Source organism: Pseudomaricurvus alcaniphilus (genome assembly GCF_011440395.1).
GTDB classification, from domain to species: Bacteria; Pseudomonadota; Gammaproteobacteria; order Pseudomonadales; family Cellvibrionaceae; genus Pseudomaricurvus; species Pseudomaricurvus alcaniphilus.
Window position 1 is genome coordinate 256,087 of record NZ_JAAOIX010000001.1, and the last position, 21,004, is coordinate 277,090.

General features: G+C 54.8%; 12 protein-coding genes. 3 read left to right on the top strand and 9 right to left on the bottom strand.

The window, feature by feature from the left end:
- Positions 1 to 7 precede the first annotated feature (7 nt).
- From G8764_RS01135 to G8764_RS01145, 3 genes are read left to right on the top strand one after another with little or no spacing between them, the layout of a single operon-like run.
- Positions 8 to 1,465 carry an SLC5 family protein gene (locus tag G8764_RS01135; RefSeq protein WP_166161041.1) on the top strand — a complete coding sequence of 486 codons (1,458 nt, stop codon included), beginning with the start codon at positions 8 to 10 and terminating at the stop codon, positions 1,463 to 1,465.
- Positions 1,466 to 1,492: 27 nt separating this feature from the next.
- The gene (gene glpK / locus G8764_RS01140) at positions 1,493 to 2,992 is read left to right on the top strand and encodes a glycerol kinase GlpK (protein ID WP_166161043.1); all 1,500 of its coding nucleotides are present in this window, start codon (positions 1,493 to 1,495) and stop codon (positions 2,990 to 2,992) included.
- Positions 2,993 to 3,039: 47 nt separating this feature from the next.
- Positions 3,040 to 4,683, top strand: coding sequence for a glycerol-3-phosphate dehydrogenase/oxidase (locus G8764_RS01145; RefSeq protein ID WP_166161045.1), 1,644 nt, complete (start codon positions 3,040 to 3,042; stop codon positions 4,681 to 4,683).
- Between the two features lie 77 nt (positions 4,684 to 4,760).
- On the opposite strand, the gene G8764_RS01150 is transcribed toward G8764_RS01145, so the two are convergent.
- From G8764_RS01150 to G8764_RS01190, 9 genes are all read right to left on the bottom strand, one after another.
- Positions 4,761 to 5,519, bottom strand: coding sequence for a SapC family protein (locus G8764_RS01150; RefSeq protein WP_166161047.1), 759 nt, complete (start codon positions 5,517 to 5,519; stop codon positions 4,761 to 4,763).
- Positions 5,520 to 5,527: 8 nt separating this feature from the next.
- Positions 5,528 to 7,054 (bottom strand): tryptophan halogenase family protein, encoded by a 1,527-nt coding sequence (locus G8764_RS01155; RefSeq protein ID WP_166161049.1) that lies wholly within the window; start codon positions 7,052 to 7,054, stop codon positions 5,528 to 5,530.
- A gap of 135 nt (positions 7,055 to 7,189) precedes the next feature.
- Positions 7,190 to 10,000, bottom strand: a complete 2,811-nt coding sequence (locus G8764_RS01160) for a TonB-dependent receptor (RefSeq protein ID WP_166161051.1) — start codon at positions 9,998 to 10,000, stop codon at positions 7,190 to 7,192.
- A gap of 359 nt (positions 10,001 to 10,359) precedes the next feature.
- Complete coding sequence (locus G8764_RS01165; RefSeq protein WP_166161053.1) at positions 10,360 to 12,423, bottom strand: glycoside hydrolase family 97 protein; 2,064 nt, start codon at positions 12,421 to 12,423, stop codon at positions 10,360 to 10,362.
- Between the two features lie 53 nt (positions 12,424 to 12,476).
- A complete protein-coding gene (locus G8764_RS01170; RefSeq protein WP_207951624.1) occupies positions 12,477 to 13,541 on the bottom strand; it encodes a UDP-glucose--hexose-1-phosphate uridylyltransferase in 1,065 nt (354 codons plus the stop codon).
- Entirely contained in the window at positions 13,541 to 14,764 is a 1,224-nt protein-coding gene (locus G8764_RS01175; protein ID WP_166161055.1) for a galactokinase, read from the bottom strand. Before G8764_RS01175 ends, G8764_RS01170 begins: the two co-directional genes overlap by 1 nt.
- 27 nt (positions 14,765 to 14,791) lie before the next feature.
- Positions 14,792 to 15,832, bottom strand: a complete 1,041-nt coding sequence (gene galE / locus G8764_RS01180) for a UDP-glucose 4-epimerase GalE (protein WP_166161057.1) — start codon at positions 15,830 to 15,832, stop codon at positions 14,792 to 14,794.
- A 67-nt stretch (positions 15,833 to 15,899) separates the two neighbouring features.
- On the bottom strand, positions 15,900 to 17,468 hold the full coding sequence (locus G8764_RS01185; RefSeq protein ID WP_166161059.1) for a sodium/sugar symporter: 1,569 nt from the start codon (positions 17,466 to 17,468) through the stop codon (positions 15,900 to 15,902).
- A 419-nt stretch (positions 17,469 to 17,887) separates the two neighbouring features.
- A complete protein-coding gene (locus G8764_RS01190) occupies positions 17,888 to 20,983 on the bottom strand; it encodes a TonB-dependent receptor (protein WP_166161061.1) in 3,096 nt (1,031 codons plus the stop codon).
- Positions 20,984 to 21,004 lie beyond the last annotated feature (21 nt).

A 21,004-nucleotide genomic window follows, 5' to 3' on the forward strand; every position in this document is an offset into this window, starting at 1 on the left:
AAATCTAATGGCACTGCAAACACTGCAAATCGGCGTATTTTTCCTGGTGACGGCCTTTATCGGCCTGATCACCTTTCTCAAATGCCACGCAGCAAAGAAATCCGCCGACCATTCCACTGCCAGTGAGAACAAGGAAGTGTTCCTGGCCGGCGGTGGCCTCTCCTGGATATTTGTCGCCGGTTCCATCACCCTGACCAACCTCAGTACCGATCAGCTGGTGGGCATGAACGGCAACCAGATGGCCCTGCTGGTGTGGTGGGAGTTTGCCGCGGTAGCCGGCTTGCTGGTGCTGGCCAAGGTATTTTTACCGGTCTATTACAAGTATCAGTGCACCACCACCACCGAACTGCTGGAGCGGCGCTACAATGACCACCATATCCGCGCCCTGGTCAGCACCCTGTTTCTGTTAGGTAATATCTTTATCTACCTGCCCATCATGCTCTACGGCGGCTCGCTGTTTATGCAGACCATGTTCGGCGTCGATCTACCCATCATGGTGCTGGCCATTGCCTTTGCCGTGGTCGGAGCCGCCTACGCTATTCTGGGTGGCCTGCGTGCGGTAGCGATTTCCGATACCTACAGCGGCGTGCTGTTATTGGGGCTCGGCATACTGGTCGTGTTCCTGGCAATGAAGACCATCGATTTTGATTTCAGCGGCATTCCGCCCGAGCGCCTGACCCTGATCGGCGACAAGGACTCTCCTATCCCCTGGACCACGCTGTTTACCGGCATGATCTTTATCCAGACCTACTACTGGAGTACTAACCAGACCATTACCCAGCGCGCCATGGCCTCCCCGACCCTGAAAGAGGGACAAAAGGGTGTCTATGCCGCAGCCGCGATACGGCTAATGATCGTGCCCCCCATGATCGTTATCCCCGGCATTGTTTCCTACAAATCGTACGGCGATATTGGCGACGCCGCCTACGGCCGTATTGTCGGCGATGTATTGCCCGTGTGGTTGTCCGGCGCCTTTGCCGCCGCCATAGCCGCGGCGGTACTGACCAGCTTTAACAGCGTGCTCAATTCGTCCACCGCCTTGTATGTCTGTGACATCCACGAAAAGTACATCGGCAAGGCCCCCAACGTTCCGCGCCTGAACGGCTTTATTACCCTGATTTTCGTGGTGATAGCGCTGTTGCTGGTACCGGTCTATAGCGGCGCCGCCAGCATTATCAACATACTGCAGCAACTCAATGGCCTGCTCAGCATGCCTATTCTGTCGTGCTTTATCGTCGGCCTGGTGTTTAAGAATGTCGATTCGCGCGCCGCTATTACCGCGGTAGTGTTCGGCGTTTGCCTGTATGCCTTCTTCTCATTTGTGTGGGCACCCCTGCACTATATTCACATGATGTTTGTCACCCTGTTAAGCTGTGTCGCAACCGCCCTGCTGGTCAGCCGTTTCGTCTTCGGCAAACAGGCCAGCCTGGCCATCGGCCGCAACGCCGAACCACACCTCGTATAAGACACAACGCCTTCTGGAGCATAAACAATGACCGATAAACACTGCATCCTCGCCATCGACCAGGGCACCACCAGCACCCGCGCCATTGTGTTCGACAGCACCGCCAGAATCGTGACCTCGACCCAGATGGAGTTCCCGCAACACTACCCTAACGAGGGCTGGGTAGAACACGACCCGGAGGACATCTGGAACACGACCCTGGAGGTCACCCGGAAGGCGCTGGAGGTTACCGAGAGCCAGGGCCTGAAAGTCGTCGGCATCGGCATCACCAACCAGAGGGAGACCTCGGTGGTGTGGGATAAAGCCACCGGCAAGCCCATCTACAACGCCATCGTCTGGCAGGACCGGCGCACATCGAAGGTCTGTGCGGACCTGAAAGCCCAGGACCTCGAAACCAAGGTCAACTCTCGCACTGGCCTGCTGCTGGACCCCTACTTCTCCGCCACCAAGGTGAGCTGGATCCTGGATCACGTCGACGGCGCCCGGCAGCGGGCGGAAAACGGCGAACTGGCGTTCGGCACCATCGACAGTTTCCTGATCTGGCGTCTCACCGGCGGCAAGGCCCACGTTACCGACCCCACCAATGCCTGCCGCACCAACCTGTACAACATTCATACCGGCGAGTGGGACCCGGAGCTGCTGCAGATTTTCCAGGTGCCTGCCGCACTCCTGCCCGAGGTCAAGGATTGCAGCGCCGATTTTGGTGCAACGGAGCCAGGCCTGTTCGGCCACAGCATCGCCATCACCGGCGTCGCCGGCGACCAGCAAGCGGCCACCATTGGCCAGTGCTGTTTCGAGCCCGGCTCGATCAAGAGCACCTACGGCACCGGATGTTTCGTGGTGATGAACACCGGCAGTGAGCCGGTGGCCTCAAAGAATCGACTGCTGACCACCATCGCCTATCAATTGGATGGCAAACCCACCTACGCCATCGAGGGCTCCATTTTTGTCGCCGGTGCCGCTGTACAGTGGCTGCGCGATGGTTTGGGCATTATTGCCAGCGCCAAAGATACCGAAAAGCTCGCCAGCGGCCTCGCCAACAACTCCGGTATTTACCTGGTGCCAGCCTTTACTGGCCTGGGTGTACCCTACTGGAACCCCGACGTGCGCGGCGCCATCTTTGGCCTGACCCGCGCCACCGGCCCGGCCGAACTGGTGCGGGCCACGCTGGAATCGGTCTGCTACCTGACCAGTGACCTGTTCGCCGCCCTGGCCCAGGATGGCATCAAGCCCACCGACCTGCGGGTCGATGGCGGTATGGTGGCCAACGACTGGCTGCTGCAATTCCTGGCCAATGTACTGGACCTGTCCGTGTCGCGCCCGGCAGTTATGGAAACCACGGCCCTTGGCGCTGCGTATCTAGCCGGGCGCCAGTGTGGGGTCTACGGTGACTTTGACGAGTTCACCGCCCAGTGGCGCCTGGCGGCCCGCTTTGAGCCCAATATTACCGCGGCCGAACGCGACCAGTTGTTGCACGGCTGGCACGACGCCGTGCGCCGGGTTACCGCCCCCGCCGACAAGCTCTGACCCAGCTTGCGGTTAAATTTTTTGCCAACATTGAAGACTGAAACTCCATGAAACTACGCCAAAGTAACCTGAAAAAACTGCCCTCCGAAAGCTACGATGTGCTTATCCTCGGCGGCGGCATTAATGGCGCGGTCGCCGCTGCCTCACTGGCCGCCAAAGGCGCCAAAGTCGCCCTGATCGACAAGGGTGATTTTGCCGGCTTTACCAGCTCCAATTCGTCCAACCTGGCCTGGGGCGGGATCAAGTACCTGGAGAGTCACGAATACTTCCTGGTCAACAAGTTGTGCAAGAGTCGCAACCACCTGATGCGCAGCTACCCGTCCACGGTCAAGGAAATCCGCTTCCTGACCACCATCCAGAAGGGCTTTCGCTTTCCGCCATTCTTTGTCTTTCTGGGCACCATCGTCTACTGGATGTTTGGCCGCTTCTTTACCCAGCCGCCGCGCTACCTGAGCCCCTCGGCCCTGGCCCGGACTGAGCCGGCAATCAACACCGGCAATGCCAGCGGCGGTTTTGAGTACTCCGATTGCTACCTGTACGACAACGATGCCCGCTTTGTCTTTAACTTTATTCGCCGGGCCATGAACTACGGCTGCATCGCCGCCAACTATGTGGAATCCCTGGGCTCCGAGCGCCAGCAAGGCCACTGGCTCACCCGCGCGCGCGACAATATTTCCGGCGAGCAATTCAACATCAAGTCGAAAGTGGTGATCAACGCCTGCGGCCCCTACGTGGACAAGCACAATGAAATGACCGGTGAAGAAACCGAGCATCGCCACCTGTTTTCCAAGGGCATTCACCTGATCGTCGACCGGGTCACTGAACAGGATCGGGTGCTGGCCTTTTTTGCCAGTGATGGCCGCCTGTTCTTTGTCATCCCCATGGGCCCGAAAACCTGTATCGGTACCACCGATACCCAGTCGGAGAAGCCCGAGGTCGAGGTCACCGACGAAGACCGTGACTTCGTGCTGAACAACGCCAATACCCTGCTGGCGCTGGAGCGCCCCCTGACCAGGGCGGATATCATTTCCGAGCGCTGCGGCGTGCGCCCACTGGCCCTCAAAGGTCGTGTCGGTGTGGCCGACTGGGTCAAGTTATCGCGCAAACACGCCATCGACGTGGACCGGGACCACCAGCACTTGAGTATTTTTGGCGGCAAACTCACCGACTGCATCAATGTCGGCAACGAAGTGGCGGAGATTGTCGCCGGCCTGGGCATCGAACTGCCCTACGCCGACAAGGTCTGGTACGGCGAGCCGGGCCCGAGCGCCAAGGAGGAATTCCTGCACCAGGCCAAACTGATGAATCTGGATGCCCTGACCAAACCCTCCTCCTGGGAGCCTTTGAGCACTCGCCTGTGGCGCCGCTACAGCGAACACGCCTTTGAGTTGCTGGAAGCCATCCGCGCAGACGCCCGTCAGGCCGATCTGGTGATTGAACATGCCCTGTATCTGCGCTGTGAAATCGAACTGGCGGCGCGCCAGGAGATGATTACCAAACTGGAAGACTTCTTGCGCCGGCGCTCAAAAATATCTTTGGTGGTGCGCCGCGAGGACATCATCAACGCAGCGGGTTTACGCGAGGCCTGCGAGATTTTATTTGGTGATGAGGCAGAGGCGAAATTGCAGGAGTATATTGACTCTACTGCGCCCGAGCAAAAAGACATGTCCTTGCAAGCACGCGCGTCATAACTGCGCGTGCTTTACTACTATTTCGCCGAAACCACAGATTTCTCAGGGCCAATTAAGTCCCATGATCAAGCCGAAAATCAATTTACCGGCCTTGAAACCTCCACAATGATTTTGTCGATTGCACTATTGTTTGCGCTGCTATTGTGCCGCTTTATCAGCCCATTGAGTTGATAGATCGATAACAGCATTGCGTAAATCGGAACCAGATACCCTCGCGAACATAAATCCTGAAGCCTTTCTTTGCCGACCGCATTGAGCTTGTCCTCGTCGGCAGTATGCAATCCTTTAATCGTTTCAATACCGCCATCCTTGTAGCGTACAACGACATTCACGGGCTTAATAAATCCCAGATCCTGCATTTCCTGCAAAAACTGGCGGGTCAGAAGTTCGTCGCGCGCATCGGACTCCAGTAGTGCCGATATCCTGGCAAGATGCAGGGATGCCTTGCCGTTTGCTTCAAACAGCGATTCGCCCTCTTTTCTGCTAAAAGCGTCACTTTCCGGGTCCAGCGCAACGGCGTACCCTTTCGGGTTGCTTTGGGAGCGCACTAAAGACAGCGGATATGTTTGCACACTGGCAGGGGTGTAAGTAGCGTCCCACTGTTGCTCCGCTACAAAGAGGTTACTGCCCGGGGTAAAGCTGGTCATGGCCGATATCGCCCAGCCCCCGGAATGGGGGTTTCGGGTAAAGAAAATTGGAAAACAACTGGTTGCCTTGTCGATTTCCGTTACTCGAATATTCATAAGATGCTGCGAGGCAGCGTAGGCTACCGAAGCTCCGTCTGCTATTTTTAGCTCACGGTGCTGCGAAACGTCAATTTCAATCAAGTCAGTCATTATTAGCTCTACCCTTGCTGGCTATTACCAAGCCATTTATCTATGTAACTCCGATGCGGGGGCAACGATTGCAGCATTTGCGCAGTCAGTTGCTGATTCCGCTGAATCAATTTTCTCGCCTCCAGCTGCCGGCCGTGCAGATAGGCCAGTGTTTCGAATTCCGGCTTGAACCCCATACCGTACATTACATACTGGTAACTGGCCGCGGGGAACAATTCAAAGGCACTTTTAAAATCCTCAACCATGGGGCCACGAAAACGCCAAATCGCCAAATCTTCCTGCAGGCTCTCTGGTATGGTGTCACAGTCGGTATGCGCCCTCCAGTAGGGTTCCCGGCGGGTTGAAAGCATGTAATGCAGTTTGAGGAAGTCGATAATTCGGCGCCAACGGTAATGCATTTGTTCATTGAAACGTTTGGCGGTTACCTGCAGGACAGATTTGTCCGGCAGCAGATTTTCGGCGATAAATCGGGCCGACAATTCGATCAACATAATCGCTGTCGCTTCCAGCGGCTCAACAAACCCCGCCGACATACCGACAGCCACACAGTTCTTCTTCCAGAATTCCGCACGGTGACCTGAGCGGAAGGAAATTTTACGCGGCGTTAATCCCGCTGCACTTGCACCCAAATAGCTGCGCAGATTGGACTCTGCCTCATCATCTGAGAGGTGGCGACTGGAGTATACGTGGCCAACGCCGCGCCTATTGGTCAATCCTATATCCCAAATCCAACCGGCGGTTTGCGCAGTAGCGATGGTATGGCAGGCAAGCGCACTATCATCATGCTCGTACGGTACTTGCATGGCCAGGGCACGGTCATTAAAAAGAACGGGACTGACGTCCGTAAACGGAACTTTCAAGGCCTTGCCCAATAACAGCGATGCAAAACCGGTACAATCGACAAACAAGTCACCGGACAGTTCGCCATTATCGCGCAGCATAACCGAGTCAATGTTGCCATCGGGAGACAGTCGAACGTCTTCTGCCGTGTCGATTATGTGTTGTACTCCGAGGTGCTCCTTGCAGTGCTCTTGCAGTAATTCTGCAAACTTGCCAGCGTCCAGGTGGTAGGCGTAATTGCAGGCTCCCTGGTACTCGGACTCGGCCAATGTTCGCGGAGCCAGGCCCGCCTCACATACGCTCTGCTGAAAATTGGTCTCGGTAGCGAAATTCTCAATTGACGCTACATAGGGTGCCAAATCGATACGGCCGTAACCCAGCGGAACGGTAAAAGGATGATAATAAAAATCACCATCACCGCTGACCCAGTTAACGAATTTACCGCCCTGCTTGAATGCCGCATGACAACGTTGAAAGACTTCGCTTTCATCGAGGCCAATACTGTGCAGCGTATTTTTCATGGTGGGCCAGGTACCCTCACCTACTCCCACAGAGGGAATATCCGCGGCCTCGACCAATATCACTTGCGGGCCACCTGGCAGCCGGCTTCGATGGTGAGCGGCAATAACAGCGGCGGTCAGCCAGCCGGCCGTGCCACCTCCAACTATTACAATTTTCCAGTTTGGTTTTTTCATAACGCAGAAATATCAGGAATTAAATTTGTGACGGCCAGTAATAAAATGTTGACCCGCTTTGAGCGCGCGGGCCAACATTCTGTATCCAACTGCTACTGACTGACGGTCAATTTACAGCCTTACCAGCGGTATTGGCTAGAACTTGCCACGAATACCGATCGCATAGCGAGACCCGTTATCTTCAACAGAGTAGAGCTGGTTGGGAAACCTGCCAGTCTGGTAAAGCTCTTCTTCGGTAACATTAATACCTTCGAAGAAAATGGTAAAATTGTCATCGATATCATAGCTTGCGCTGAGATCCAGTTGGCCAAAGTTTTCACCATTAATTGGCTCGCCGTTACCGTTATCGAGATTTCTCAAGAAACCCTCACGGTTATTGTACGCAGCCCGTACCTGCCAGTTATCTGCCTCGTAGAAAAGCACCAGGTTTTGGGAATCTCCCAGACCCTCGAGGGCAAAGCTGACGCTGGTATCACTGCCAAGACTGGCATTGCTGTCCACAACTGTGGCATTGGCAATAATACCAAAGCCGCTATCAAAGGTATGGGTAAGCGCAACCTCAAAGCCGGTGACATTCGCGGTTTCGCCATTCTGCGGGCGGGTGACGGTAAAGACTTCCGTCGATCCGACCAACTCTTCCGCAGTCTCTGATCCGTCGCAGTTACCACAAATATTTCCCGGGGTACTCAGCCTGTCATTGAGTGAGAAAGTTTCCGGACCGGACAGCCGAATGATAAAATCTTCGATGTCCTTGTTGAAATAAGCAACACTAAAGGAACTGGCGTCAGCGTAATACCACTCATAGGACACATCCCAGTTTTCAGACTTGAAAGGTCTCAGCGCCGGGTTGCCACCGCTTGCCGTGAGATCCTGGGTACGCACTGTATTGGGAATATTGGTCGCCGGCGATAACTGACTCATGGTAGGCCTGGTGATCGAATCGTACATGGCAAAGCGCAGTACCATATCCTCTTCTATATCCATTTTAATGTTAAAGCTTGGCAGCAGATTGGAGTACTCTCCACCATCGCTAAATTCAGTCGGGGGAGTAACTCTGGTGGCGAAAAAGGTAGGATCCGCTGTCAGTACTATGTCATTGAGAAAGCTTTGTACTGCCGTGACATCAACCTTGGTGGTGGAATAACGGGCACCAATATTGAAAAATACGGGCATATCACCCAGTGCCGTTTCGAAGTCAAAATTAATGTAGAAGCTGTCAATCTCCTCCGCTATTTGATAGCGGTTATTGCGCAGCATCGGGGTGGTAGCCGTCAGGTTGCCATTGGCATCGTAAAGCACAGACCGGGCTGTGCCTGCGGGATTGCCCAAGGCCTGGTCCGCCGCTGCCATTCCTGCATCGGACACCATCCAGTCGACATAGGCATTGCCGTCATAGGTAAAGTAGTCTTTTGGAAAGCCCCCGAAGAAATTATCCACACTAAATGACTGCATCAATTCTGCAGGAACCGGCACATTGTAACCACAGTAAACGTCGCATAATGCACTGTTGGTTTTTTCAAAGAACTCTTTATCGCGCTCCTGGTGATAAGCCCCAAAACTGAATTGCCTGAACACCTCGGAGTCTGACTCATAGACAAAATCTGCCCTGAATTCCGAAATTTCATCCTTGTCTGTGGCACCCCTGAAATCGTTGAAGTGTGCTCGCGCGTCAGCTGCCGACAGGTTGTTACCGCCCACCAGGCTGTCAAAGCGCGTCAGGGGAATGGCGCCATTGGAGTCCAGCGAAAAATTGTCCTTGATGCCGATGACATTGAACTGAGCCTTGCCGGCCATATCGTTTTCGGCCGTCGACCTGGAAATATCCCAGTTTGAACGAAGCTTGTCGTTAATCTGCCATGCAACGTTGAGGCCGTAGCCTTCGTTACTGACGTCGCGGCTGCCACCGGTATCGACTACAAAGTCGATATGGGGGTCACCGCCTTCCTGAGCGATGCCGATACGCTGATCGAAAAACAGCGCTGTACGGGTAGCCGGGTCGATTGTCGCCGTGCCCACTCGCCCGGGTTCAAACCAGGCCGACAAGTCGGTCACTACCGAGTCGACTTCGAATTTGGATACAAACCCATCCAGTGTAATGCTGACATCTTCGCTTGGTGCAAACTGGAACACCAGGGAACCGTTGTCCCGGGTGCGCTCGGCATTATCGACAATCTGGGCGAAGTTCCTTGGGATAGTGGCATCGCTTGCGACTACCCCGCCGGTGTTGAAAAGTGTCAGGCCAGGCCTCCAGGTCGCTGTTCTGAAGATGTTATTCTGCAGTTTACGCTCCTGATGACTGTAGGCGAACAGCACACCAAACTTGTCGTCCATAAAGGTCTGGCTAACCATGCCTGTGTAGGATGGTGATGTCTCCTCAGACAGGGTCTCGTACATGCCTTTGACAGAGCCAAGTAGTTGCAGACCGGGTTGGTCCAAAGGCCTTCTGGTAGAGATATCTATGGTGGCCCCGATTCCGCCATCCTGCATGGTAGCGTTGGTGCTTTTGTAAACATCCGCGCCATTGATAAGGTCGGCCGCCAGCACATCAAAATTGAACTCCCGCCCGCCGCTGTCAGTTGCCAGTTGGCGGCCATTGACCAGCACGGTGTTGAACTGTGGCCCCAGACCGCGCACCGTGACTGCCTGTCCTTCGCCGCCACTGCGATCAATTGAAACACCGGTCACACGCTGTAATGATTCGGCAACGTTCAGGTCGGGAAATTTACCGACATCTTCTGCTGAAATCGAATCGACGAGAGTCGATGCCTCGCGCTTGATGTCCATGGCGCGAGTCAAACTCCCCCGGATACCGGTTACCACGACCTCTTCGAGTTGCTGAGCCTGTGTGTATAACGGTGTTGCCGCAGCGACTAAAGACGCGGCGACAACAGCCTGCCGCACGGCAGACGCCAGCGCGTTTCTTTTAACATTCGGTTGTGTCTTCATGTTGTACTCTCTCATAAGAAATAACGAAAGTAAGATTTGACGCAATGACTATGGGTTGGGGCCTAGCCATTGCGTCGTGGTTGGCAAAGCCACCGCCAGATTGCACGGCGGCACTACCAATTGCTGTGCGACGTTAACGACGCAATTCTTTTTCGCTCCGACAACTTGTTTTTATCGGCGGCGAAGGCTGGCAATCGATAAGTAACCACCCTGTACAGTGGGTACTTTTGGCTTCTTAAGGGCGACAGCCAGCGAGCGGTTGTGTTTTGCGGACGCAACCGACGGTTTAGGTTTTTGATTGGTTTGGAGATCTGCCCGGTTGATATAGGTAACCGGGCGCAGAAACGGCTGTTTTTAAGTTATTTTGGTGTTAGCCGTGCAGTCCATCCGCCGGCCTTGTGCAGGCTGGCGCTGAACTTGTCAGCGCGGGTCACCGTCCTGGTCACCGTGCTGTAGTCCTCCGCCCAGCGGTTGGAGTTGAAACCGTCCTGAAACACCACCATCTGGTAGTCGCCGTTCCCGAGGAACGACAGGTCGATATCGAGATCGCGACCGTTTTCATCGGTCATGGCGCCGATAAACCATTGCTCGCCGGAGCGACGGGCTACGGCAATGTAGTCGCCGACGCTGCCGCCCAGTACCCGGGTTTCATCCCAGACGGTAGGCACACTGGCCATAAAACGGGTGCACTCGTTTTCCCTGCGATAGTTGGTGGGTGTGTCGGCCAGCATTTGCAGTGGGCTTTCGAACACGGTCAGCATCGCCATCTGGTGCACCCGGGTCGTCTGGCTCATGGGGCGCTCAAAGCGAATATTGAAATCCTGGGTATCGCCGGCATTGGGATCGACCGGCACATAGGATTGCGGGCCGTGGGCGTTACGCATTGCACCCGGGGTATAGTCCATGGGGCCCGCTGCCATACGGATAAAAGGCAGCGTGGTGTTGTGTTCCGGAGTGCTGTCGTAACTCCACTTGTTCCACTCCAGGCCCTTGACCCCCTCACGGGTAATAACATTGGGGTAAGTGCGGCGCAGACCGGCCGGTTTGTAAGCGCCGTGGAAATCCACCAGCAATTTGCGCTCGGCGGACTCCTCGGCGATCTGCCAGTAGAAATTCACCATCTCCTGGTCGTCGCGCTGGAAGAAGTCGGGCTTGATGCCAACGGCGCCCAGTTCTGCAATGCGGTCCATAGCGGCATCGAACTGGTCGCGCAGGGTTTTCCAGGAGGCCCAGAGAATGATGCCGACACCCTTCGACTTGGCGTGGGCAATCAACGCTGGCACGTCCATGTGGGGCACGGAACCGAGCAGGTCGTTCAGTGGGTACCAGCCCTCGTCCAGGATTACATACTCGAGACCGTACTCGGCGGCAAAGTCGATGTAGTACATGTAGGTTTCTGTATTGACCCCGGCGGCAAAGTCGACGCCGAATAGATTGTTGGCATTCCACCAATCCCAGGCCACCTTGCCGGGCTTGATCCAGGACAGATCCTGAAGCCGGTTGGGAGACGCCAACTGGTAACTCAACTGGTTGGTGATCAGGTCGCCGTCCTGCCTGGCAATACCGAGAATACGCCAGGGGTAACTGCGACTGCCGTCGGTTTTCGCCAGATAATCGGCACGCTTCATAACCGGCTCGTTGCGGTCAGGTCCTGGCCCATCGCCCTCGATACGCTCCAGCGTGTTGGGATCGCGGGTTTCCTTGAGCAGCGGAAATGCCGGCAAGGTTCCCAGCAACCGGTCCTTGCCATTGCCCACCAGCCACAGGCCGGCATAGTCACGCAAATCGGTCTCGGTAATCAGCAGCTTTATACCCGCCGCATCGACCAGGGCCGGTGTGCTGGCGAGTTTTTTCTTACCTATGTCTGCGATGGACTGGTAGATGTAGGAGCGTTCGTTGTGAGAGTAAAAGCCCTCTTCTTCGGCGAAATAGACATGGCTATCGGGACTGAACACAAACTCAACCAGCTCGGAGTTGACCGTGACCTGACCCGGCAGCGCCGTGACAAAGCGATAGGCGACGCCGTTGTCATAGGCGCGGAATACTACCGAGTACTGGTTGTCAAATGCCACGGTCATTTCATTGAAATGATCGCGAATTACGGCGGATTTCACCCGCACCTCTGGCTCCAGCATTTGGTCCACTGAGCGGTGCTGCACGCCAACAACTTTGGGGTTGCGCTGCAAATCCAGTTTTCTATCGATTTGCAGTGACAGCTTCGACGGCCTCAGAACCGGCTTGTCATCAACACTGACACTGTAGGTAACCGCCTTGTTGACGTTTACCTCTATTTTGATAGTGCCGTCAGGTGACAGCAGCTGCAGCTCGTCATTACTGGCCAGAGCCAGGGCACTGGCCAGTAACATCACCAGGCCAGTGCAGGCACCGTTAAGGTTGTACCAGAGGTGGGGGGAAATTTTCATTTGAATAATCGCTCCGTTTTATACAGATAGTTGTTGAGTTCGAACCTGGGGTGTCACTTGTTTTTTTGCCGGTAATGCAAGTTTGCAGATAGCTGGCGCAATCGCTCTGCCGCCTGCTCCGCGCTGATGTCGCGCTGGCCTTCGCCGAGCATCTCGTAGCCCACCATAAATTTCTTGACGCTTGCCGAGCGCAGCAGTGGCGGGTAGAAGTGGGCGTGTAACTGCCAGTGGTCACGATTGTCGTCGAGCCCTTCGACATTTCCCGGAGCCTGGTGCCAGCCCATGGAATAGGGAAAGCTGGTTTCAAACAGGTTGTCGTAACGGGTCAGGAACAATTTCAGAATATTGGCCAGAGACCGTCGCTCGTCGCGGCTGAGTTCACCCAGGTGGCGCACATGTCGCTTTGGCAGCAGCAGGGTTTCGTAAGGCCAAAGCGCCCAGTAGGGAACCACCACAAGCCAGTGTTCGTTTTCTTCCACCGTGCGACTGCCATCCGCCAGCTCCGCGTTGGCGTAGTCCAGCAATAACGGCCGACCGTTTTCATGCCAGTACAGCCGTTGGCTGCTGTCTACCTGAGCCGGTTCGCTGGGCAGGTAGCTGCTGGCCCAGATCTGGCCGTGAGGATGGGGGTTGGAACAACCCATCACCGCGCCCTTGTTCTCGAATATCTGCACCCAGGCGTGGCGTTGCACCAGCTCTTGGTAATGCTCGCACCAGAGATTGACCACCGAGAGGATGTCGTCGCTGGCCATCTCCGGCAGCGTCAGGTCGTGGCGCGGCGAAAAGCAGATGACGCGACACTCGCCAGTGACTGTTTGGGCCGTCATCAGGCCATTTCCAGCGCTGATAATCGATGGCTCCGGCCCTTCGGTCAGCAGTGCGGCGAAGTCATTGTCAAACGCGTAGGTCGCGCCATAGGCCGGGTTGACCTCACCATTGGCACGCGTATTACCCGGGCAGAGGTAACATTTGGGGTCGTATTCCGGCCGCTGATTCAGCTCACCCTCTTCCTGTTTGCCCTGCCAGGGGCGTTTGGTGCGGTGCGGCGATACCAGCACCCACTGTTGCAGCAGAGGATTGTAGCGGCGATGCGGGTGATCATCTGGATTGAACTTCATCAGAGTGCCTCCGGAAGGATTGTATTGGAAAGAATTTCTTCGGCGCCGGGGCCGATTTGTACCGGGTAGAACTCGGCGTCATAGCCTATGGCAGCGCGATAACCGGCGCCGACCCTTTCGATAAACTCTGTTACCGCATCCTGTCGTAACAGCACCAGGCTACAGCCGCCAAAACCGGCCCCGGTCATGCGTGCACCGAGAACACCCGGTTGCGCCTGGGCCAGCCCCACCAAAGTGTCGAGCTCATTGCCGGTAACCTCGTAATCCTGCTGCAGCGAGGCGTGACTCTGGTTCAATAACTGGCCGAAGCCGGCGATATCAGCGGCCGCCAGTTTGTCGCCAGAATCAATTACCCTGTGGTGCTCCGAGACTACATGGCGGGTGCGCCTGCGGATGATTGGATCGGGCAACAGATCGAGGGCAGCCTGGAGGGATGCCAGGGGCAACTGGCACAGATTATCGATGTGGAAAACCGGGGCCAGTAGCTCCAGGGCCTGCTCCACTTCCGCACGGCGCTGGTTGTAAGCGGAGTCGGCCAGCATACGGGCTTTACAGGAGTTGGCGATCATCAGGCAGTAGTCGCCCAGCTCCACCGGGACATAGTCCACGGACAAGTCACTACAGTTCATCAGCATGGCGCGTTGGTCCATACCCAGGGCGATGGCGCCCTGGTCCATAATGCCGCAGTTGACGCCGACAAAGTGGTTCTCGGCGTGCTGGCTCAGCCAGCTGATGGCCTGTCGGTTGGCAAACCGCTCCGGCGACGTCTGGTAACCGGTCAGCGCTTCGATCATTACGGCAATACCCACTTCCAGAGAGGCCGAAGAGGACAGCCCGTTGCCCGGAATATCACCGCCGATGGCGATATCCAGCGCCGGGAGCCGTTCGCCCCGCGCCCGGTATTCGGCAAAAACGCCTTTGACGTAATCCCCCCAGATCGGCGGATTTTGCCGTTGGGCATCTGCGTTGGGATCAAATTCAATTGTGCCGGGCTGATTCAGCGATACCATACGCACCCGGCCAACAGCGTTTGGCCGGGCCAGGATATAAGTGCCAAACTGGATCGCCGCCGGCATAACCAGGCCACCGCAGTAATCGATATGCTCGCCGATCAGGTTGACCCGTGCCGGTGAGAAAAAGTAGCGAGGCGTCGCACTGCTGCTACCGAAGCTCTCGTTCAGTGCCAATTCAACCTGGCGAACCAAACTGTTATTTGTTGACATAACCTTTACCTGTAGGGTGGTTGCCGTTCAAACTTGGCCGTAACCAGAAGGATTCTTACTCTGCCAGTTCCAGGTGTCCGCGCACATGCTGTCCAGGCTCCGCGCCGCACGCCAATCCAGTTCCGTTGCGGCCTTGCTGGCGTCGGCGTAGAACTCGCCAATATCACCGGCACGGCGCGGCTCGAATTTATAGGGAATGGATTGGCCGCAGGCCTTTTCAAAGGCCTTGACCACATCCAGCACACTGAAGCCCTTGCCCGCACCCAGGTTATAGGCGCTGAACCTTTGGTGTTTTCGGGCCAGCAGTTGCAGCGCCTGCAAATGGCCATTCGCCAGATCGACAACATGGATATAGTCACGCACACCGGTGCCGTCCGCGGTCATGTAGTCATTGCCGTAGATACTCAGGTGTTCCCGACGGCCGACGGCAACCTGGCTGATATAGGGCATCAGGTTGTTGGGGATGCCAGTCGGATCCTCTCCTATCAGGCCGCTCGGATGAGCACCCACCGGATTGAAGTAGCGCAGTGAGGCAATATTCCAGCGCTCGTCGGCGGCGCTCAGATCCATCATGATCTGTTCAGCCATCACCTTGCTGCGGCCGTAGGGGCTGGTGGAGGCCAGCGGCATATCCTCGCGGTAGGGAATCGGGTTGCTATCGCCATAGACCGTAGCCGAGGAACTGTACACCAGCTGGAAAACCTGGTGCTGCGCCATGACCCGGAACAAATTGAGGGTGCCGGTCATATTGTTGTGGTAGTAAGCGAGGGGCTTGGCCACCGATTCGCCCACCGCCTTGAGGGCGGCGAAATGAATGACCGCATCGATGGAATATTGGCTAAACACTGCATCCAGGGCTACTTCGTCCAGCAGATCCACCCGCAGAAAGACCGGTGCCTTGCCGGCGATTTTGGCGACGCGGTTAAGGGACTCCTGTTGCGCGTTGACCAGGTTATCCACCACCACCACCTCATACCCCTGCTGTAACAGTTCGACGCAGGTATGGCTGCCGATATAGCCAGCGCCGCCAGTCACCAGGACAGTTTTAACAGTTTCACGAGTATTCACGAACCCTGAACTCCTTATTGTAATTGTGGTACTACTTAGCAATTGTGGCGCTTGCGGGTCTCCGCCATTACCACCAGGCGCTATAGAACGCCACCAGGATCAGCACCACGGCTAACGACGAGATGTTGAAGCCGGCCGAGGTCTTGAAATTAAAATCTTCCAGGCGAACAGCCTTGGGGTGATCGCCCTTGTGCTCGTAGAGGGTAATGGCGATAGCTGCTATCGCCGAGACCAGGAACGCCAACCCCATGCGATCCAGAAACGGCACCTGCGTCAGCCAGAGTTTGAACGCCAGCGAAACCACCACGGAGACAATCGCCGCCGCCAGCGCGGAGTGCGCTGTGGCCTTGCCCCAGAACAGGCCGAAAAGAAAAATCACCAGGATGCCGGGGGAGAAAAAGCCGGTGAACTCCTGGATATACTGAAACGCCTGGTCCAGATTGCCCAGCAGTGGCCGGGCGACCAGCATGGCGATGATGAGGGAGACCAGAGCAGCGCAGCGGCCCATGCGCACCAGTCCCTTCTCGCTCACTGCCACGTGTTGGAAAGTTGAGCGGTAGATATCCATGGTAAAGATGGTGGAGATACTATTGGTCATGGAGCTGAGCGAGGAGACAATGGCCGCGATCAGGGCCGCGAAGGTCAGGCCAAACAGACCCGCCGGCAGCAGCTTCATCAACTCCGGGTAGGCCTTGTCGGACACATCCAGGTTGGGTGCCAGCAGAAAAGCGGCAATACCGGGAATGACGACGATAAAGGGCATGAACAGCTTGAGAAATGCAGCCAGGGCAATGCCCTTTTGAGCCTCCCTCAGGTTTTTGGCGGCCAGGGCCCGCTGGGTGATGTACTGGTTAAAGCCCCAGTAGGAAAACTGGGCAATCCAGAGCCCACCGACCAGCACCGAGATACCCGGCAGATCCATGTAACTCGGGTGGTCAGACGCCAGAATCATGTCAAATTTCTGCGGGGCGTTGTCCAACAAATAGGTAAATCCAGCAATAACGCCAGCGCCCTCACTGAGTTTATCCAGCGACAGAAAGGTAACCGCGATCCCACCGACAATCAGGATGGCGACCTGGATAATATCCGTAAAGGCTACCGCCTTGAGACCGCCATAGAGGGAATAAGCCAGCGACAGCGCCGCCAGGAACAGCATGCCATAGAGCATGTCGACACCGGCCACGATCTCGATCGTCAGAGCCCCCAGATAGAGCACCGAGGTCAGGTTGACAAAGATATAGACGCCAACCCAGAAGAACGCCAGCAGTATTCGTACCCGGTGATCGTAGCGCTTTTCCAGAAACTCCGGCATGGTGTAGATATTCTTTTCCAGGTAAATCGGCACAAAATACTTGCCGATCACCAGCAGCGCGATGGCGGCGGTCCACTCATAGGACGCGATGGCCAGGCCGATGGCGTAACCGGACCCGGTCATGCCAATAATCTGTTCTGCGGAGATGTTGGCGGCGATCAGCGAGGCACCGATGGCCCACCAGGGCAGAGAGCGTCCGGCGAGGAAGTAGTCCTGGCTATCCTTCTCATGTCCCTTCTTTTCACGAGAGACCAGGCTGGCAATGGTGACCAACCCTATGCAATAGGCAGCAACCACGACGACATCGAGAGTGGCAAGATTCATTTATTATTTTCCTGTTTTAATGTTTTCCGAGTAACTCAATTCACGCCAATAGCGTGGGAAGACAATCAACCAACTCCACAGTCACACTGAACATTCAAGGTTTTTGCTCTGCTTGCCACCGGGATGCAACTTTCAGAATTCCAGGCTTGAAGCAGAATCCTCGATAGCTAACATGACTGTTCGTAATGAAGACGATCTGGACATTGAAATCCGCGGAAAAAAAGCAGATTTTTTTGACGAATGCTTTCTAAAGCTGCGGTATGCTGTATATATTCACAGCCGAGGAGATGTACGGTTTCTGAAGGAGTGCAAGGAGAAGTATTTTAAATCACACTAAAACGCGTCAGTGGAGCTACCTAATTGAAACCTCTAAAAGGAATTAAAGTGAGCCAACATCCAATCAAAGCGGTTTTTTTACGCTAGAACTTGCCACGCAATCCGATCGAATATCGAGAACCATTATCTTCTACAGAGAAGAGCTGATCGAGAAACCGCCCCCTCTGGTAAAGCTCTTCTTCAGTCACATTTATCCCTTCAAAGTAGACTGTGAAGTTCTCACTTATATCGTAGCTCGCGCTGATATCCAACTGACTAAATGCTTCAGTGTTGATCGGCTCGCCGCTACCATTATCGAGGACGCGCAGAAATCCCTCACGGTTATTGTACGCCGCTCGAACTTGCCAGTTGTCTGCCTCATAGAAGAGCACCAGGTTGCGAGAGTCTCCCAGTCCTTCCAGAGCAAAAGCCCTGTTGGTTTTACTGCCGAGGCTGGCGTTGCTATCCACAACCGTGGCATTGGCGATAATGCCAAAGCCGTTCTTAAAAGCATGAGTAATAGCAATCTCAAATCCTCTGACATTTGCGGTTTCGTCATTCTGGGGGCGAGTAACGGTAAATACTTCCGTCGAACCGGCCAGTTCTTCCGCGGTCTCCGTTCCGTCGCAGTTGCCGCAAACATTACCTGTGGTGGACAGCCTGTGATTGAGGGAAAAGGTCTCAGGTCCTGACAACCTGATGATGAAATCTTCAATATCCTTATTGAAATAGGCAACGCTTAATGAACTTGCGTCATCGTAATACCATTCATAGGATACATCCCAATTTTCAGACTTGAAAGGTTTCAGCGCCGGATTGCCGCCGCTTGCCGTCAGATCCTGTGCGCGCACAGTACTGGGAATGCTTGTTGCCGGCGATAGCTGACTCATGGTGGGCCGGGTAATCGAATCGTACCATGCAAAGCGCAGCACCATATTTTCTTCAATATCCATTTTAATATTGAAGCTTGGCAGCAGATTAGCGTACTCCCCTTTGTCGCTAAACTGCGTCGGCTCGGCAATCACAGTCGCGAAAAATGTCGGGTCCGCGGTCAACACTATATCATTGAGTAAACTTTGTATCGCGGTGACGTCAACCCTGGTTTTGGAGTATCGGGCGCCAAAGCTTAACTGCACGGGCATATTACCCAGTTCTGTTTCGAAGTCGAAATTAAGATAAAAGCTGTCGATTTTTTCCGATATCTTGTAACGATTATTCAGCAGCATAGGAGTGGTAGCCGTAAGGTTTCCATTGGCATCGTAAAGGATGGAGCGGGCGGTGCCAGCAGGATTGCCCAGTATCGCATCCGCTGCCGCCATTCCTGCATCGGACACCATCCAGGCGACATAGGCTGCACCATCATAGGTAAAGTAGTCCTCGGGAAAACCGCTAAAAAAATTTTTCACACTGAACGACTGCATCAGCTCCGCCGGCACTGGAACGTTGTAGCCACAATAGACGTTGCATAGTGCACCATTGGCTTTTTCGAAAAACTCTTTTTGACGTTCCTGGTGATAAGCGCCAAACCTGAACTTCTTGAATACATCGGAATCCGATTCATAGACAAAGCCTGCCTGCAACTCGGAAATTTCGTCTTTATCAGTGGCGCCCCTGAAGTCATTAAAGTGCGCTCTTGCATCAACTGGGGACAAAGTATTGCCACCGGTCAAGCCATCAAACTGAGGTATGGGTATAGGACCAGAAGAATCGAGCGAGAAATTATCCATAATACCGATGACATTGAAGCGTGCCTTGCCGGCCATATCGTTTTCAGCGTTCGATCTGGATATATCCCAGTTTGACCGGAGCTTCTCGTTAATCTGCCACTCGAGATTGAGCCCATAGCCTTTGTTGGTCACGTCCCGGCTGCCGCCTGTATCAACCACAAAATCAATATGCGGGTCGCCACCTACCTGAGCAATGCCCACCCGTTGATCAAAAAAAATAGCGGTTCGCGTCTCCGGATCGATCGTGGCCCTGCCAACACGTCCCGGTTCAAACCATTGAGACAGGTCGGTCACCAGTGAATCGACCACAAACCTGGAAACAAAACCATCTACCGTAGCCGTGAGGTTTTCGCTGAGCGCAAATTGGAAAACCAGCGAGCCGTTGTCTCGTGCTCGTTCCGAATTATCAACTACTTGAGCGAAATTCCTGGGAATAGTCGCGTTGTTTGCTACAATCCCTCCGGTATTAAAAAGTGTCAGACCCGGTCTCCAGGTCGCTGTTCGAAAAATATTACTCTGCAACTCACGTTCCTGACGACTATAGGCAAAAAGTACACCCAGCGTGTCGTCCAAAAAAGTCTGGCTTACCAAGCCGGTGTAGGATGGCGAAGTTTTCTCCGACAAGGTTTCGTACATCCCTTCAACAGAACCAACCAGTCGCAGCCCGGGGTGATCAAGTGGCTTTCTCGTGGAGATATTAATTGTCGCCCCGATACCACCGTCCTGCATAGCCGCGTTGGTACTCTTGTAAACATCGGCGCCGCTGATCAAATCCGCAGCCAGCACATCGAAGTTGAATTCCCGACCGCGGCTGTCGGTGGCTAGTTGTCGACCATTGACAAGCACTGTATTAAACTGTGGCCCGAGGCCACGCACTGTTACGGCCTGCCCTTCGCCGCCACTTCGGTCAATGGACACACCCGTTACGCGCTGCAACGACTCGGCAACGTTTTGATCGGGAAACTTACCTATGTCCTCTGCAGAAATAGAGTCAACCACAATGGATGCCGCTCTTTTGGTATTGAGGACACGGGTCAGGCTGCCCCGGATACCTATTACTACCACCTCTTCAAGAAGCGGGGCTTGATGAAATCTATCCTCGCTTAAATTGTCCGGTTCGGGCTCTGGTGCAGCATGCTTGCGAATCACCCAAAACCTGTCATTCTCACCACCTTCAATGGACAATCCGGTACCCTTTAGCAGAATCTTCAACCCAGCAAAATGAGTAAAATTACCCTTCAGCACTGAGGAGTTGATGGATTTTAGAATGTCAGGGTCGGCGACTATGCCAATACCAGTCTGGCGTGAAAACTGCAGCAAGGCATCTTCAATGGGCTGCGCCGGTATATCAAAAGCGGTATCAGAGAATGTTGCACCCGACGCAAGCGCGGAAATGAGTAGCACCATAGCCGGTATCAAAAGGCAAAAGCGTGAGCCGCTTGCAAGCGACTGGGGCGGTATCTTGAGGGTCATTACACTAGTGTATCCGTTACC

Excerpts from the sequence above, each read along its gene's own strand:
- G8764_RS01135 (WP_166161041.1), top strand. The coding sequence starts at position 8 with ATGGCACTGCAAACACTGCAAATCGGCGTATTTTTCCTGGTGACGGCC.
- glpK (WP_166161043.1), top strand. The coding sequence starts at position 1,493 with ATGACCGATAAACACTGCATCCTCGCCATCGACCAGGGCACCACCAGC.
- G8764_RS01145 (WP_166161045.1), top strand. The coding sequence starts at position 3,040 with ATGAAACTACGCCAAAGTAACCTGAAAAAACTGCCCTCCGAAAGCTAC.
- G8764_RS01150 (WP_166161047.1), bottom strand. The coding sequence starts at position 5,519 with ATGACTGACTTGATTGAAATTGACGTTTCGCAGCACCGTGAGCTAAAA.
- G8764_RS01155 (WP_166161049.1), bottom strand. The coding sequence starts at position 7,054 with ATGAAAAAACCAAACTGGAAAATTGTAATAGTTGGAGGTGGCACGGCC.
- G8764_RS01160 (WP_166161051.1), bottom strand. The coding sequence starts at position 10,000 with ATGAAGACACAACCGAATGTTAAAAGAAACGCGCTGGCGTCTGCCGTG.
- G8764_RS01165 (WP_166161053.1), bottom strand. The coding sequence starts at position 12,423 with ATGAAAATTTCCCCCCACCTCTGGTACAACCTTAACGGTGCCTGCACT.
- G8764_RS01170 (WP_207951624.1), bottom strand. The coding sequence starts at position 13,541 with ATGAAGTTCAATCCAGATGATCACCCGCATCGCCGCTACAATCCTCTG.
- G8764_RS01175 (WP_166161055.1), bottom strand. The coding sequence starts at position 14,764 with ATGTCAACAAATAACAGTTTGGTTCGCCAGGTTGAATTGGCACTGAAC.
- G8764_RS01185 (WP_166161059.1), bottom strand. The coding sequence starts at position 17,468 with ATGAATCTTGCCACTCTCGATGTCGTCGTGGTTGCTGCCTATTGCATA.
- G8764_RS01190 (WP_166161061.1), bottom strand. The coding sequence starts at position 20,983 with ATGACCCTCAAGATACCGCCCCAGTCGCTTGCAAGCGGCTCACGCTTT.